Consider the following 13316-nt stretch of genomic DNA (forward strand, 5'->3'; position numbering starts at 1 on the left):
TTCTGATGGCGGCTTATATCCGCGTACGCAACGTCGTGCTCGACGTCCCCTATTTCGAGCAGCCGCAACGGGATGCCAGGAACTGGCTGGGCACTCTGGTCAGCGCCGCCACTGCGGTTCCCAAGCGCCGGTTTGCGCGACTTTTGGATGGGGTGAGTTTCGATCTGGAAGAGGGTGACCGGGTGGTGATGCTTGGCCGCAACGGCGCCGGCAAGACCACATTGCTGCGGGTAATGACGGGGGCCTTCCAGCCGACCAGCGGGCATATCGAGGTGTCCGGAACACGTCAGGCATTGCTGAACCTGAGTTTGGGCTTCAACCAGGAAGCCACCGTGCACGAGAACATCTTTTTGAGAGCGACAGCGATGGGCATTGATGCTTCGCTGATCAAGGGCATGGTCGGCGAGGTGCTCGCTTTCGCCGAGCTCGGGGACATCCAGAACCGCAGGTTGCTCACCCTGTCCGCAGGTCAGAGGATGCGGTTGGGGTTCGCGATTTCCACCATCGTCCAGCACGACATCATGTTGCTGGACGAGTGGTTCGGCGCCGGGGATTTCGGGTTTGTCAAGAAAGCCCGTGAGCGGCTCGTGGACCGGGTCACCGGGAGCAAGATCGTCGTGGTGGCCAGTCACAACATGGAACTGGCCCGTAGGCTGTGTAACCGGGGCATCGTTCTGCATCAGGGCAAGCTGGAGTTCTCGGGGCCGGTGGCAGAGTCAATCAAGTTCTACAAGAACCTGGTTGATGAATCCAAGCGGCGTAAAGCCTTGGAGTCTGAAAACGCGGCCGGCGACGTTTCCGTCCCAACGGCCTGAACGGACTGCAAGCCAACAGGATATGGCCCCCTGCAGATGACGGACTTACCCCCTCCCCACGCTCCCCGGAATCCTGAACGCGACAAGGTCGCGGAGTTGCGTCGGCTGCGCAGACAGCTGCGCGAAACCGAGCAGGCGCTGCAGCTGCGGGAAGATGAGCTCGCGGTGCTTCGTGGCAGCCATTCCTTCAAGCTGACTGCGCCCTTGCGATGGCTGCGGGGATGGCTTTCCCGCTCCAACGGATCGGGAGTGCCAGCTACTGCTGTCCCTGCCTGGGGCGACCAGTTGCCTCCCGCCATCAAGGCGTTTCCTTGGCGGCTGGTGAAGCACGATGCACCCGAGCGGCTCAATGACAGTCATCGCCCACTGAAGCTAGACGATGTACTGCAGCCGCTGGTTCCGGTGGATGTCGTCGATGGCGGTTTGCAGGACCCGGACGACCCGCTGCGGGCCCATCACCACGGTGACGTGGCATCCCCGTTGCGGCTGGCGACGGTCGCCTGCCGGGAATTGCGACAGGAGCTTTCGTTCGACGCCTCGGTGTTGGCGCTTCACGCTGACTGGTGGAAAGAGCAACTGCGTGCCAGAGTGGACTTCGTTCTGATCGACGGGGCATGGGAGCCGGAAGGACAGTGGGGTGCCGGTTTTGGTGCAAGCCCCACCTCCCAGAGCCGCCTGCAGCCGCTTCTGGAGTATTGCCGGAGTCATGCGATTCCCGTGGTTCTCTGGGCGAGGGAAGATGCGAGCGAACTTGATCGGATGCAGTGGCTGGTGCCGCGCGTCGATCGCGTATATGCGGTGGATGGGCCTGGACTGGCGCGGCTGGAGCGAGACCACCCAGGTCGGGCGCTCGGCCTGCTGCCCGTAGCCGTGCAGCCGGCGCTCTACAATCCGGTCCGCAGTTATGGGTTGAGAGACTGTCAGGCAGCATTGGCCGGTACGGCCCTGTTCGACGGCTGGTGGGCCCTGTCCTCCGATCTGGGCACTGATCCGCTGCTGGCTGAGCTCTGTGATCGCTTGCGGGTGGTGGATACCCGGGGCGATTACTCCTGGGTCCGGCTGCAGGACAATGCGCCGTACGCACCGCTGACGCTTGGCTCGCTGACGACTCTGGAAAAATCCGCGCTGTTGCGAAGCGGAAGCGCCGAGCTGTTTCTTCCAGCCCCGGCGTCGCGGCCTTGGCGCCAGGCCGACGACATGCTGCGGGCCGTGGCGAGCGGGGCGTCGGTGTTACGGGGGAGGGGCGCAGGTGGGCCCAACCGCTGGGCACAGGATGTGTGCCCGAAGACGTTGCTCGGGCGCCTGGAGGCGTCCAGTTCTGCCAGCCCCGAGGGTGCCCGTGCAGCGCACTTGGCGTTCCGTGAGGTTCTGGCTCACCACTGCCTGGCGGATCGGCTGGCGGTAATTGCCCGCGACCTCGGTGTCGATGCCCGCGTTCCAGAAGGACTGCGCGTTGCCCACCTTCTGGTCACCATGCGCCCGGAGCTGCTGGAACGGTGTCTGGAGCGTTTCCGGGCCGATCAGTATCCAGACCGGGAACTCGTGGTGGTGCTCCATGGAGACGGGGTGGACATGGCCGCGGCGCGCAGCCTGGTTCGCGAAGGCGAGCCGGTGAAAGTTCTCCAGGCCGGCGCCGAGCGTAGCCTGGGTGATTGTCTCAACATGGCTATTGCCCACACCGACGCCCCCTTCTGGATGAAGCTCGACGACGACGATCATTACGGACCGGAATACACCCGGGACGTCATGTTGTACCGACGTGCGGTACCTACACCCCTGATGGGCAAGCCTCCCGCCTTCGTACACCTGGCCGGCGCTGATGAAGTGCGCTGGGATCCGCAGTGGGCTTCGTACGCCAACCTCCTGCATGATCCCGAGGAAGCATCCGCTGCCCTCGTCGCCGGTGGCACGCTGGCCGGAACCCGAGAGGTGCTGGAGTCAATGCGCTTTTCCAGCACACGCAGGGGGGGGTCAGATTCCGAGTTTATTGAACGTTGCCTCGCCGAGGGACACAGCGTTTTGGCGACGGATCCCTTCAACTTCGCACGCTACCGCAGCGGAGAAGAAGGTTTCCACACTTGGAAAGTAGCGGATGATGAGTTGAGGCAGGGGACTGTGCTGTTAGGCGGCCGGGAAGTATTGGACAGGCTGGTCTTCATTTGAGCGAGTGGAAAAACATGCAAGGCAACGTGCGAGGCACCGAAGCGGATGCCCAAGACGAGGAGACAGCCGAGTTTTTGCAGGTCAGGTTGAGGAGAGCTGAGCGGAAGCTGGCCAATGCCTTGGAACAGGCAGAACTTGCGGAAGAGGTCAAGCGTCAGCTCCTTTCCAGTACATCCTGGAAGATCACCGCACCGCTTCGGAGCCTTCGCACTCTCATGGGCGCGCCGCCATCGGTGGACGCCCTGCTCAGCGCGGGCTCGATACCTGCCGAAGCTGTGACTCAAGCCTTGGAACTGGGCGACTCGCTTATCCCGGCGACAATGCCGGAGACGATGCTTGCAAAAGCGCCGTTCCAGGCGGAGCGCAGCAACGAGGCCTGTGAAATCCTCCAGCTCGATCTGAGCATGCAGGGGTTGCTTCCTGATGAGCTCCTGCAGCCGGGGCAAGTCGGCATATCTGATTCCGTTTCGACTTATTTCGGGCAACAGACTTCTCCACCCCGCATTGCTTTCCTGGGTACGCCTGAGCTGGGCGCCGAGCTTGCGTTCGAGGCCGCCGTCACCGCCATGTCGGAGTCCGGATGGCGTTCGCAGCTAGCCGCGTCAAATTTTTCCATGCTGTTGCTGGAGCCGGTCTGGCATGTCGGCAACCGTGAATGGCGAGGCTGCATGGCCGAGCAGGGCAAGGGCCGGGAGAGCGTCGAGGCAATGCTTGCCTACGCGCGCGATCGTGGTGTTCCGACCGTCCTGTGGTTCCGTGGCGCGCCTGGAGAGTTGGAACACTTTGGCTGGCTGGCTCAGTGCGTGGACGCGGTGTATGCGGTGGATATCGAGACCGCGCGGCAGCTCGGAGATCGGGCAGGGCGCCAAGTCGATGTCCTTGCTCCGGCTATCCAGCCTGCAATCCACAATCCGCTTCGCTCTTGGGAACAGCTGTCGGCTCCTGAATTCGACCAACGAGTGCTTTTCGATGGCTGGCTCGATCTACTGGAAGGAGCAGCTGAGGATCCACTGATCCGGCACTTCAAGGAGACACGCCTGCTGATTGCCGAGAGCGAGTGGGAGTTTGGTGGAGTCAGACTCAACGATAGTCCGGACTTCAAACGAAACGCGGCGGGGTGTCTGACTCCTGTTGGAAAGGCAGCTTTGGCCCGGATGGTCGGGGCCGAAATCTACCGGCGCTCGCCCCTGGTTCCCGACTGGCGGCGGGAACAGATGATCCAGCGGTCGATCGCCTGCGGGACCATCGTCGCTGACAGCGCTGGAGACGCGGATGGATGGGCCGGCCTGCCCCTGCGTGGTGGCCCCGATGATTTGGCCCGTCAGCTTGACGCCCTGCTGGTTGACCCCTTGGGGAGGGCTCGGATGCGGCATCTGGCGTTCCGCGAACTGTTCACGAACCACTGTCTGGCTGACCGGCTGAACCGGATCTCATCTGACGTAAGTATGGGAGTTCATTTCGGTCGGCGGCCAGCCACGGTGGCCTGCCTGCTGATCACGATGCGGCCCGAGTTGTTGGCCAGCTGTTTGGAGAGATTCAGAGCGGACAGGTACCCGCACAAGGAGCTCGTTGTGGTGCTGCACGGCCCGGACTTTTCTCTCGCTGAAGCGCGGGCGCTAGTACGACCTGGTGAGCCGATTTCCATTTTCCAGTTGGGCAAGCAGCTGAGCCTGGGGGACTGCCTGAATTTCGCTGCTGCCCAGTCAGAAGCGGAATACTGGGCCAAACTGGACGATGACGATATTTATGGGCCGAACTACCTGTCCGACATCATGCTCTACAGACGAGCCACGGACTTTCCGTTGGGGGGGAAGCCGGCTGCATTCATCTACTCCGACGGCGATCAGGAAATCCGCTGGGATCCTCGTTACGGAAGTGAGCGCGCCTTGCAATACCGTCGCGCCAACCGCGGCGAGCGCATTCACATCGCAGGAGGGACATTGATCGGCAAGCGCGAGGTCCTGCGGGAGGTCCCATTCTCTGACATCCGCCGCCGTGGCTCTGACACCGACCTGCTCCGACGTGCGGACGCGGCGGGGATCGACTTCGTGGCGTTCGACTTCTTCAACTTCGCACTGTTTCGAAGCGCTAAGGAAGGCTTTCATACGTGGAACAGCGACATGGAAGTCTCTCGACAGCGAACGGTTGCTGTTGGGGGAGCCCCCGACGTGGAGGCGATAATCCATGCGTGAGGTCGTCGCCAGTATCAAGCGCATGATCCGAGGGGCTTTCGACGCGGGGGAAGACACGCGTGCTTTGCCATCAGGTGCCAACGTGGCCGCTTCCGCTACGGCCCGGGATGGAGTGTATGCGCGAGGCTTCCTGCTCTCCCGGACAGGAAAGTCGCTGGAAACATTGTCGGATTGGCCACGTTGGAATATCGCAGATTGGCAGCTCTGGGTTGATCCCCGCGTACCGGTCAACCGGGCACGCGACGGAGGTCGGGAAGTGTGGATCGTGGGGGATGCATTCCATCCCTCAGGCCATGTCTTTCGGGAGGTGGCTGAATGGATCCTGAAGGGTGACCTGGAACACAAGCTGGACGGCCTGGCTGGACGTTTCCTCCTCATCCATCTGGATGGAACCCGCCTCGAGATCTATCACGACGCTCTAGGCGCTCGCAGTGTTTTTTACGGGACCAACGTGGTGGCGTCGCATTCTTCCTTGGCAGCGGAAGTTACGCGGGCGCGGCTGCGCGATTGGGTACTCCCCTTCATTACCTCACGCGCGTATCTCAAGCGCGATGTGAAGTATCTGCCTGGCCTGGATTCCCCGTTCGAAGGAATTCTCCAGCTCACGCCCAACTGCAAATTGCTGCCGGACAGGATGAGTGTCCAGCGGTACTGGCCGCGAGCTGCCCGCGTGGTCACGACGCCGGATACGGCTCTTGAAGCATTAATCGTGCACTTGGAGGGCTTGAAGGAGTACTTCCTCCAGAATGGGCTTAGACCGGTGATGGGGTTGACCGGTGGGACGGACAGCCGTGGAGTTCTCGCGGCACTGGGTGATCTCGGGCCAAAGATGTTCACTATCGTGCGCAGTCGTGACGGCCAGTCGGTCGATTCGCCAGACAGCCGTACGGCCCGCGCTTTGGCAGAATGCACAGGCCTTGACTTGCATATCGTCAAAGCAGCCGCACCTGCCCCGCTGGACAATGCATCGAGTTCCTTTGCAAAAGCCTTCCGGCGGAATACTGGCGAAGTCCGAGGAGCGAATGCTGGCTGGCTTGAGCACTGTATCGATCTTGACGCTGCTGACCACCTGTTTGTGCGGGGATTCGGGGGCGAGGTGATGCGGGGGTTCTACCGGCACATCGAGGACTTCGACGCCCCAGCCCTTGCGCACCTCTATGGCGTCCAACCCAATTCCAGGATGACCATTGACGCATTCGAACGTTTTGCCCGGACTGCGGAGTGGTCGGAAATCCAGGGCACGGGTTACCGGGCGGACGAGATGATCTATTGGGAGCACCGGATGGGCGTATGGGGTGCCAGTGCCCTTACAGAGGCGGACATGGTGTTCCGAAGCATGCCTGGATACAACAGCAGGGCGCTCTATGCCACGTTCCTGGGACTGCCCGGCGAAGTGGACCGAAGGGCGCTGTTCCATCTGGCCATTTCCCGTATGGCTCCGCACCTCGACGATGTGCCCTACGCAGCTTGAAATCCAGCCCCTGACAGCCCACAGAACGGGGCCCGGGGCCGCGGCTTTCGCGGCATCTGATCTCCAGGAGTTCCAAGAGTGAGTTCCGAAGCACCCGTGACGACAATGTGGCAGCGCCATTCCATCAGAGGGGACATCCAGGGCCTCCGGGCCGTCGCGGTCCTGCTGGTTCTCATATATCACGTCTGGCCGAGCGCTTTGCCGGGTGGATATATCGGCGTCGACGTATTCTTTGTCATATCGGGGTACCTGATAGTCGGGTCACTGGTAAAGGAGCTTGAGCGTGAGGGGAAGGTTTCCCTGCTCAACTTCTACCGCCGGCGCGCCAAAAGGCTGATGCCAGCGGCCTTGGCAGTGCTGGGTGCGGTACTGGTTGCAACGATCCTCTGGCTTCCACAGGCGCGTTGGGAAGACACGTTGTTTCAAGTGGTGTCCAGCGCGCTCTATGTGCAGAACTGGTATCTCTCCTGGAGCTCGGTCGACTACCTGGCCGCCGAGAACGCTCCGAGCCCGGTGCTGCATTATTGGTCGCTCTCAATTGAAGAGCAGTTCTACATCCTCTGGCCGATAGTCATGGTTGTAGTGGGCTGGATATTGACCCGGCTGAAGCTGCCAGTACGGACTGTAGTCGGGTGGGTATTGGTTACGGTTTTCTCGGCCTCATTTATCTCCTCGATCGTAATAACCGCAGAGTCACCTCCGCAGGCGTATTTTTTCAGCCACACCCGTTTCTGGGAAATCGCGCTTGGGGGGCTCATCGCAACCTGGCTGCCCGATCTCAAGTTGAGCCACAGCGTCCGGGCGACGCTTTTCGCAGTTGGCCTCGCGCTCGTACTGGTGGCCGGCTTCACCTATGGAGGCGTCGCGTTCCCCGGATGGCTGGCCTTGCTGCCAGTGGCCGGGACCGGCCTGATTCTTATCGCTGGCGCTTTCAGTGTGGGTCACTTCAAAGGATTGGATGCGCCGCCCCTGAGGTATGTCGGAGACATCTCCTACTCCCTGTACCTCTGGCACTGGCCGATCATCGTCTTCTATATCGCATGGAAGGGTGATGTCACTGTGGCGAGTGGTTTGGGAATCATCCTGATCACCTTCTTTGTCTCGCATCTCTCCTACCGCTACATCGAAGAAAGGTTTCGCCACCGGAGCGTCACCCTGAGCATGGGGCCGCTGGCCTCCGGGTTCGCTGGTGCGGCGGTCGTGGCTGGTTGCAGCTTGCTGCTTTACGCAGGGGTGGTATCGACCGCGCGCCCGGAAGCCGCCAGCAGAGACGCTGTCACAAATGACTATCCGGGTCCTGCGGCGCTGGTGGACGGTGCAAAGGTTCCCGCTGATGTGCCGTTGCTACCGGCACCTGCCCACCTCCTGCGTGACCGGTCCGTGGTGTACGACTCGGGATGCCACCAGAACCTGCGTTCTGCAGAAGTTTCCACATGCGTCTTGGGCAGGGAAGACGGGAAGTTCACGGTAGCAGTGGTGGGCAGCTCCCACTCAGTCAACTGGCTGCCGGCGATTGACCTGCTCGGACGCAGGAACGACTGGCGTGTGGTCTCGATCACCAAGTCTGCGTGCGGGTTTCAGAACAATGACCCGCAAGCCTGCAGAAGCTGGCATGAGAACGTGGCTGCGTACTTGCGCGAAAATACACCCGACCTCGTCGTTGTTGGGGAAAGTGTAGGTCAGAGCGACAACAGTAAAGCGCAAGAGCAAATAGCCTCAAGGCTTGAAAAAATCATTCAGCTGGGTGTGCCGGTCATCGCCATCAGTCCGACGCCAAGGTTGGAAAAGGCTCCGGCGGATTGCCTGCCCCATCGAGTCGGCGAATGTGAGGTGTCCTGGGATATCGCTATGCGGGTCAATGCCTTCGCACTCGCACAGCAAAAGCTGGACAATCTTTACGTGGTCGACATGACGGACGCGATATGTCGACCCCCGACCTGCGGCGCCGTGGTGGGGAATCTCGTCGTGTTCAGGGATCGACATCACCTTACGGCAACGTACTCACGAGCCTTGGCTCCTTATCTCCAAGCGCGCATTGCAGAGCTGCTGCCAAACTTGGTTCCGATCAATGAGATGCCTTGGAATAACACCGTCACCCACCTAGATCAACCCGACAATGCAGGTGCGATACTCCGCTGCGGAGGGTTCGACAATAAGTCAAGTCCGTTCGCAAGGTCATACCGGTTGCAGTACAGCGACGGCCAGATCAGGCTCCGACGGGGAGACGTGGAAACGAAAGAAAATGGCTTCGAGACCTGGGACGGCGAAGTGAAGGGAGAGGTGGTGCGTATTTCTGGCAGCTATCGCGAAGGAAGTGGGGGCGTCAAGTCCGTCGAGCTCATTGGCACTGTGATCGATGGGGTGCTTCTCGCAGGGGGAAGTCGAGGCCCCAGGAGCTGCTCGGTATACTGGTCGCCCCCCGGTGATCTGTTTACTGAGGCCCGGAAATGACGTTTTTTGAAGCCCCCAATCCCAACGGATTCTGCGAGATTTCGCAGATACGACGTTTGACCGTACAAAACTCGAGCTGGAGAAGACTGAATGAGTAACAAGACCTCACTACTGCGTAAGGCGGTTTTAGTTGCGCTGGTGTTGGCTGGGGGCGGGCTTCTCATCGCTGGAGTGGTGATCGCGCAGCCCGCGATCGCCATGGTCGGCGTCGGGGCTTGGGTTTTGGTGGTTATTGGATTGATGTGGGGCGTCCGTTTTCGCCTTGACCAAGCAGAGCTGTCCCAGGCTTCGGCGCGCGACGAAATATTGGAACAGTGCTACGAAAATCGTTTGCGCGTGGACCGCATCAGAGAATCTCAACTTAAATTGCACAGCCGCGTGGCTTTACAGGGGATGACAGCTGTTCGGGAGCAGGAGGCACTCGGCAGGCAGCTGGATGAAGTAATAGAAGCAAATAAATGTGCCAATGACGACACACAGAGGCTCGTTTTGCGCGCATACCGTGAAAGCCACGCGGAATGGACTCGCGTGACGGCTTCTTTGGACCACCAAAAGGAGTGGTTCAATGAACAGCGCCGGTCAGCGTCAGACGTGCTCGGGCGGCTCGAAATCATAGTTGCTGAGGTCAAGAAGGCCTCGGCGCTCCTCGACGACGTGCGGAGCGTGGGTGGTGAAGATTCGCGACAGATTATTGAGAATCTGCGGGAGCAAAGCAATGCCGGCAAAAGAGTCGCTAAGCAATTGTCGGGGCAACTTGAGATTGTGCTGGCAGGGATGGAGAAGTCTCCAGACCTGCTTTTGAAGCTGATGGAGGAAATGCGGGGCGGTACAAAACAGCTTGACAAGTCTTTGTCACAGACAAGTTCAGCACTGATGCGCAAGCAGGACAGGACGAAGCGGGAAGTATCCCAATCTCTTGAGGCACTGTCCCAGCTGAGGGAACTGGTGCCAATGAAGCCGCCGTATCCGCTTCTTGATGGGTGGGCCATGGATCCGGTTTCGATGCTGTCACTGCTGCAACTAGTGGTGAGCAGGAAGCCACGTCTGATAGTGGAATGCGGCAGCGGCACCTCCACTGTCTGGTTGGCGGCGGCCCTGCGGCAGATTGGCAGTGGCCGGCTTGTGACCCTCGACCATTTGGGTGACTACGCGCAATTGACTCGTGAAGCCCTGGGTGAGCAGAAACTGGAAGAAATCGCTGAGGTAAGGTGCGCCCCGCTTCTGGATTTCGAGGTGGGGGGCGAGGAAGTCAAGTGGTACGATCCCAGCGCAGTGTCCGATCTTGCTGGGGTCGATTTTCTGCTGGTTGATGGGCCACCGGAAGCTACAGGCCCCTTGGCACGTTATCCAGCGCTCCCAGTGATGGCTCACAGCCTCAGAGCCGGCGCGCTTATCGTGCTGGACGATACCGATCGCAAGGACGAAAGTCAGATTATTGAACGCTGGCAATCCAGCTTCCCACAGCTTGGGCCAAGTCGGGCTGTGGGCCCCCGGACCTCGGTGATGGAATGGGATCCGCAGAAAGCCGGATAGTCCATCTCTCCCGCTTCCTGGGCCCTCTACTGCTAACTGAATCAGCTTGAGAATGAAGGTGCGAAGGCGTGAATAGGGTTTCAAAGCTGGGGGCCAACAGGGCGGTGCGCAGAGACCTTGGCGGGATTTCCAATGGGCCCGTGGGGAGCTTTGCCAAAGGCAGAGGTGTTGGAAGCCGCTCAACGGAATTAGCTCTCGCGGTCTATCCTCCCAGTGTCGAAAATTACCTGGAGGCTCTCGCATCGAAGGATGGTTTGCGACGGCTGCACCGTAGTGTCCTTCGAACGGCCTCGATTGACGCGCGGGAGTTGCTCGCGGCCCATGTAACTCAGCGCACTCTCACTTGGAGTGGATTGCGTAACGCGCTGCTCAGGTACTGTGTGGATGGGGCTCTGAACCCGCAGGTTGACTCTATTCTTGCCCGCCTGCCGGCATTGCCCTTGATGATTCTGGCACGCGTTGTTGCTTTGCAGAACCTTCGGCCCACTGATCGTCGGGTCGCATTAGCTCTGTATCAGAGAGTGCTTGCCCATCGAAGCGCCTCCGTGTTCAGGAAGCCGCACGGAAAGTTGTATCTGGATCTCGCGTTTCAGTTTTCCGACCGGCCAGCGGTGAAGCGGGGATTACGCGAATTCAAGCTTGATCCAATCGAGCACGTGGCCATGACGGCGGATATGCTCAATCCTGCTCTGGCGAATGGATCCGATGAAAGTACGTGGCTGGCTGCCGTGAATAGATTTACCGAAAGGGAGACCGCCGTCAGAATGACTCTCCTGCCGCAGCCTGGCCGTGCGTTTGATCGCCTGAATACAACCCGGGTCAGCCCTGTTGAAGGCGGTCCTAAAATTACCGTGGCGTTGACGGCCTGGTGTCCTGACGACGGATTGGTGACCGCATTTCGCTCCATCCAGAACCAGTCATGGAGGAATCTGGAGATCCTTGTCATGGACGACAACTCGCCTCCGGAGTTCCTTCCATTGCTTCGCTCGGTGGTTGCGAGCGACCCGCGGGCCCGCCTCGTCCGTATGCCTCGAAATGGAGGGACATACCTGGCCCGCAACCGGGCGCTTGACGAGGCCAGCGGTGAGTTCTTTACCGTGCATGACAGCGATGACTGGGCGCACCCGGAAAGGATTGAACGCCAGGCTCGGCTGCTGGTTGACAGTCCCGAACTGGTCTCGTGCTCCAGCAGGGCCCTTCGCGCTGACGATGATCTGGTTTTTACTCTTCCGGGGGTTTCCCCATCGCGTGAAAACGCTTCATCCCTCATGTTTCGGCGCAATGAAGTCATGGCTTCGATCGGCTATTACGATCAATCAAGAAAAGGTGCGGATACCGAATATGCACTTCGCATGCGCCAGCACTTCGGCCGCGACTCACATCGCACGCTCCAGGAGCATCTTGCTCTTATTCGGCTGCGCGTGGGGTCCCTTTCACGGGACGAGTTCAAGCCTGGCTGGCGGCATCCTTCACGCTTGACGTACCGTTTGGCCTATCAATGGCATCACACACAGCGCATCGCCGCCGGGCTGCCACTATATGTAGGGCGGGACGGCGACGGAGCGCAACGCGTTCGCCCCGTCAGGTTCGTAGTGGATCAGAAGTGTGAGGAAGTGCAGCGGCGGCGACAGTGGGACGTGATGTATGTCCTCGATCTCCGCGCTACAGCAGAGCAGCCGCCGTCCTTCTTGGACGAATTGGTGCAGCTTGTAGAAGCGGGTCGCAAGGTGGCGGTCATGCACATGGAGTCGTTCCTGTATCCGCTTGTCGCGGAGGTTGAGCCCTATGTTCCTGAGTTGCAGCGGCTGATCTCAACCGGTGTGGTGGGAGAGGTCCTGATCACAGATGACGCCGAAGTAGAGACAGTGGTGATCCGGGATCCCTCCTCACTCCAGTTCGCCGCATCCATGAAGGTCGCTGCCGCCGCGAACCGTGTGCTCGTTCTTCCGGAAGGTACGTCGCAAGGTCGGAGCGTTGCGGGTTGGACCTATTCTCCAGCCGACGTGGAGGAGCATGCTTACCGCGTCTTCGGACGGGAAGCGGTATGGGTGATGGACGATATCCAGCTAGGGACTTGGAGGACTCCGCTGAGCGCAGCGCGGAGGATCATCCCACGCAACTGGGTCATCCCCGGCACGCGTCAGCTTTGGCGTGCGCCTCGTCCGCTCTCAGACGCAGTCCGGCCCGTTCGTTTGGGGCGTATCGTGCTCGACGAGCAGGATGTAGAATTTCTTTCCCCGGGTCTGGCAGGCTTGAATTCCGCGGCGATTGAATGCCTGTCCCTTTTTGTCAGCCCTGCGGTTGAGGGCGTGGCACGCACCATCGCATGGTCTCCAGGCTGGAGGGTAGAAGTTGGCACGCAGCCAGAAGACATCTACTACGCGCAAGTTGATGTACTGCTACTGCATGGAGCGGCGCCGCGCAACGTGGCTCATCTGCGACATGCAATGGAGGCTGCAGCATCCGGGTGTATCGTGATCGGCGATGAGGGCTGGGACCACCTGCTGGGCCGGATGCTTTGCTGTTCCCTCGGGGAAGTTCCTGCTGTTCTTTCCGAGATCTATTCATCAACGGAGCTGGAACATCATTATCGTTCTGCTACCGTCAGGCAGCTTGATGGAACGAGCAGCCTTGAGTGCTTTATCAAGACAGTTGCTCCGGTGTGAACTGTTCCGGAAATAAATATCCCGT

7 protein-coding genes are annotated in these 13316 nt (G+C 60.1%); all 7 read left to right on the plus strand.

Annotated elements, in window-relative coordinates:
• Window positions 1-5 precede the first annotated feature (5 nt).
• The 7 genes from WCE59_RS06390 (at window position 6) to WCE59_RS06420 (ending at window position 13291) form a co-directional block, all read left to right on the plus strand.
• Complete coding sequence (locus tag WCE59_RS06390; RefSeq protein WP_343257886.1) at window positions 6-815, plus strand: ABC transporter ATP-binding protein; 810 nt, start codon at window positions 6-8, stop codon at window positions 813-815.
• A gap of 36 nt (window positions 816-851) precedes the next feature.
• Window positions 852-2978, plus strand: a complete 2127-nt coding sequence (locus tag WCE59_RS06395) for a glycosyltransferase family A protein (protein ID WP_343257887.1) — start codon at window positions 852-854, stop codon at window positions 2976-2978.
• 14 nt (window positions 2979-2992) lie between these two features.
• On the plus strand, window positions 2993-5170 hold the full coding sequence (locus WCE59_RS06400; RefSeq protein ID WP_343257888.1) for a glycosyltransferase: 2178 nt from the start codon (window positions 2993-2995) through the stop codon (window positions 5168-5170).
• A complete protein-coding gene (locus tag WCE59_RS06405) occupies window positions 5163-6641 on the plus strand; it encodes a hypothetical protein (protein ID WP_343257889.1) in 1479 nt (492 codons plus the stop codon). The genes WCE59_RS06400 and WCE59_RS06405 overlap by 8 nt, the downstream gene beginning before the upstream one ends.
• Window positions 6642-6719: 78 nt before the next feature.
• Complete coding sequence (locus WCE59_RS06410) at window positions 6720-9092, plus strand: acyltransferase family protein (RefSeq protein ID WP_343257890.1); 2373 nt, start codon at window positions 6720-6722, stop codon at window positions 9090-9092.
• A 90-nt stretch (window positions 9093-9182) separates the two neighbouring features.
• Window positions 9183-10625 carry an O-methyltransferase gene (locus WCE59_RS06415; protein ID WP_343257891.1) on the plus strand — a complete coding sequence of 481 codons (1443 nt, stop codon included), beginning with the start codon at window positions 9183-9185 and terminating at the stop codon, window positions 10623-10625.
• A gap of 353 nt (window positions 10626-10978) precedes the next feature.
• Window positions 10979-13291, plus strand: coding sequence for a glycosyltransferase family 2 protein (locus WCE59_RS06420; protein WP_343257892.1), 2313 nt, complete (start codon window positions 10979-10981; stop codon window positions 13289-13291).
• Window positions 13292-13316: the final 25 nt, after the last annotated feature.

Origin of the sequence: Luteimonas qiangzhengi (assembly GCF_039548515.1) — a bacterium.
Lineage (GTDB): Bacteria > Pseudomonadota > Gammaproteobacteria > Xanthomonadales > Xanthomonadaceae > Luteimonas.

Bases quoted from the DNA above. Each gene is read 5' to 3' on its own strand.
- WCE59_RS06395 (WP_343257887.1), top strand. From the start codon at position 852: ATGACGGACTTACCCCCTCCCCACGCTCCCCGGAATCCTGAACGCGAC.
- WCE59_RS06390 (WP_343257886.1), top strand. From the start codon at position 6: ATGGCGGCTTATATCCGCGTACGCAACGTCGTGCTCGACGTCCCCTAT.
- WCE59_RS06400 (WP_343257888.1), top strand. From the start codon at position 2,993: ATGCAAGGCAACGTGCGAGGCACCGAAGCGGATGCCCAAGACGAGGAG.
- WCE59_RS06415 (WP_343257891.1), top strand. From the start codon at position 9,183: ATGAGTAACAAGACCTCACTACTGCGTAAGGCGGTTTTAGTTGCGCTG.
- WCE59_RS06405 (WP_343257889.1), top strand. From the start codon at position 5,163: ATGCGTGAGGTCGTCGCCAGTATCAAGCGCATGATCCGAGGGGCTTTC.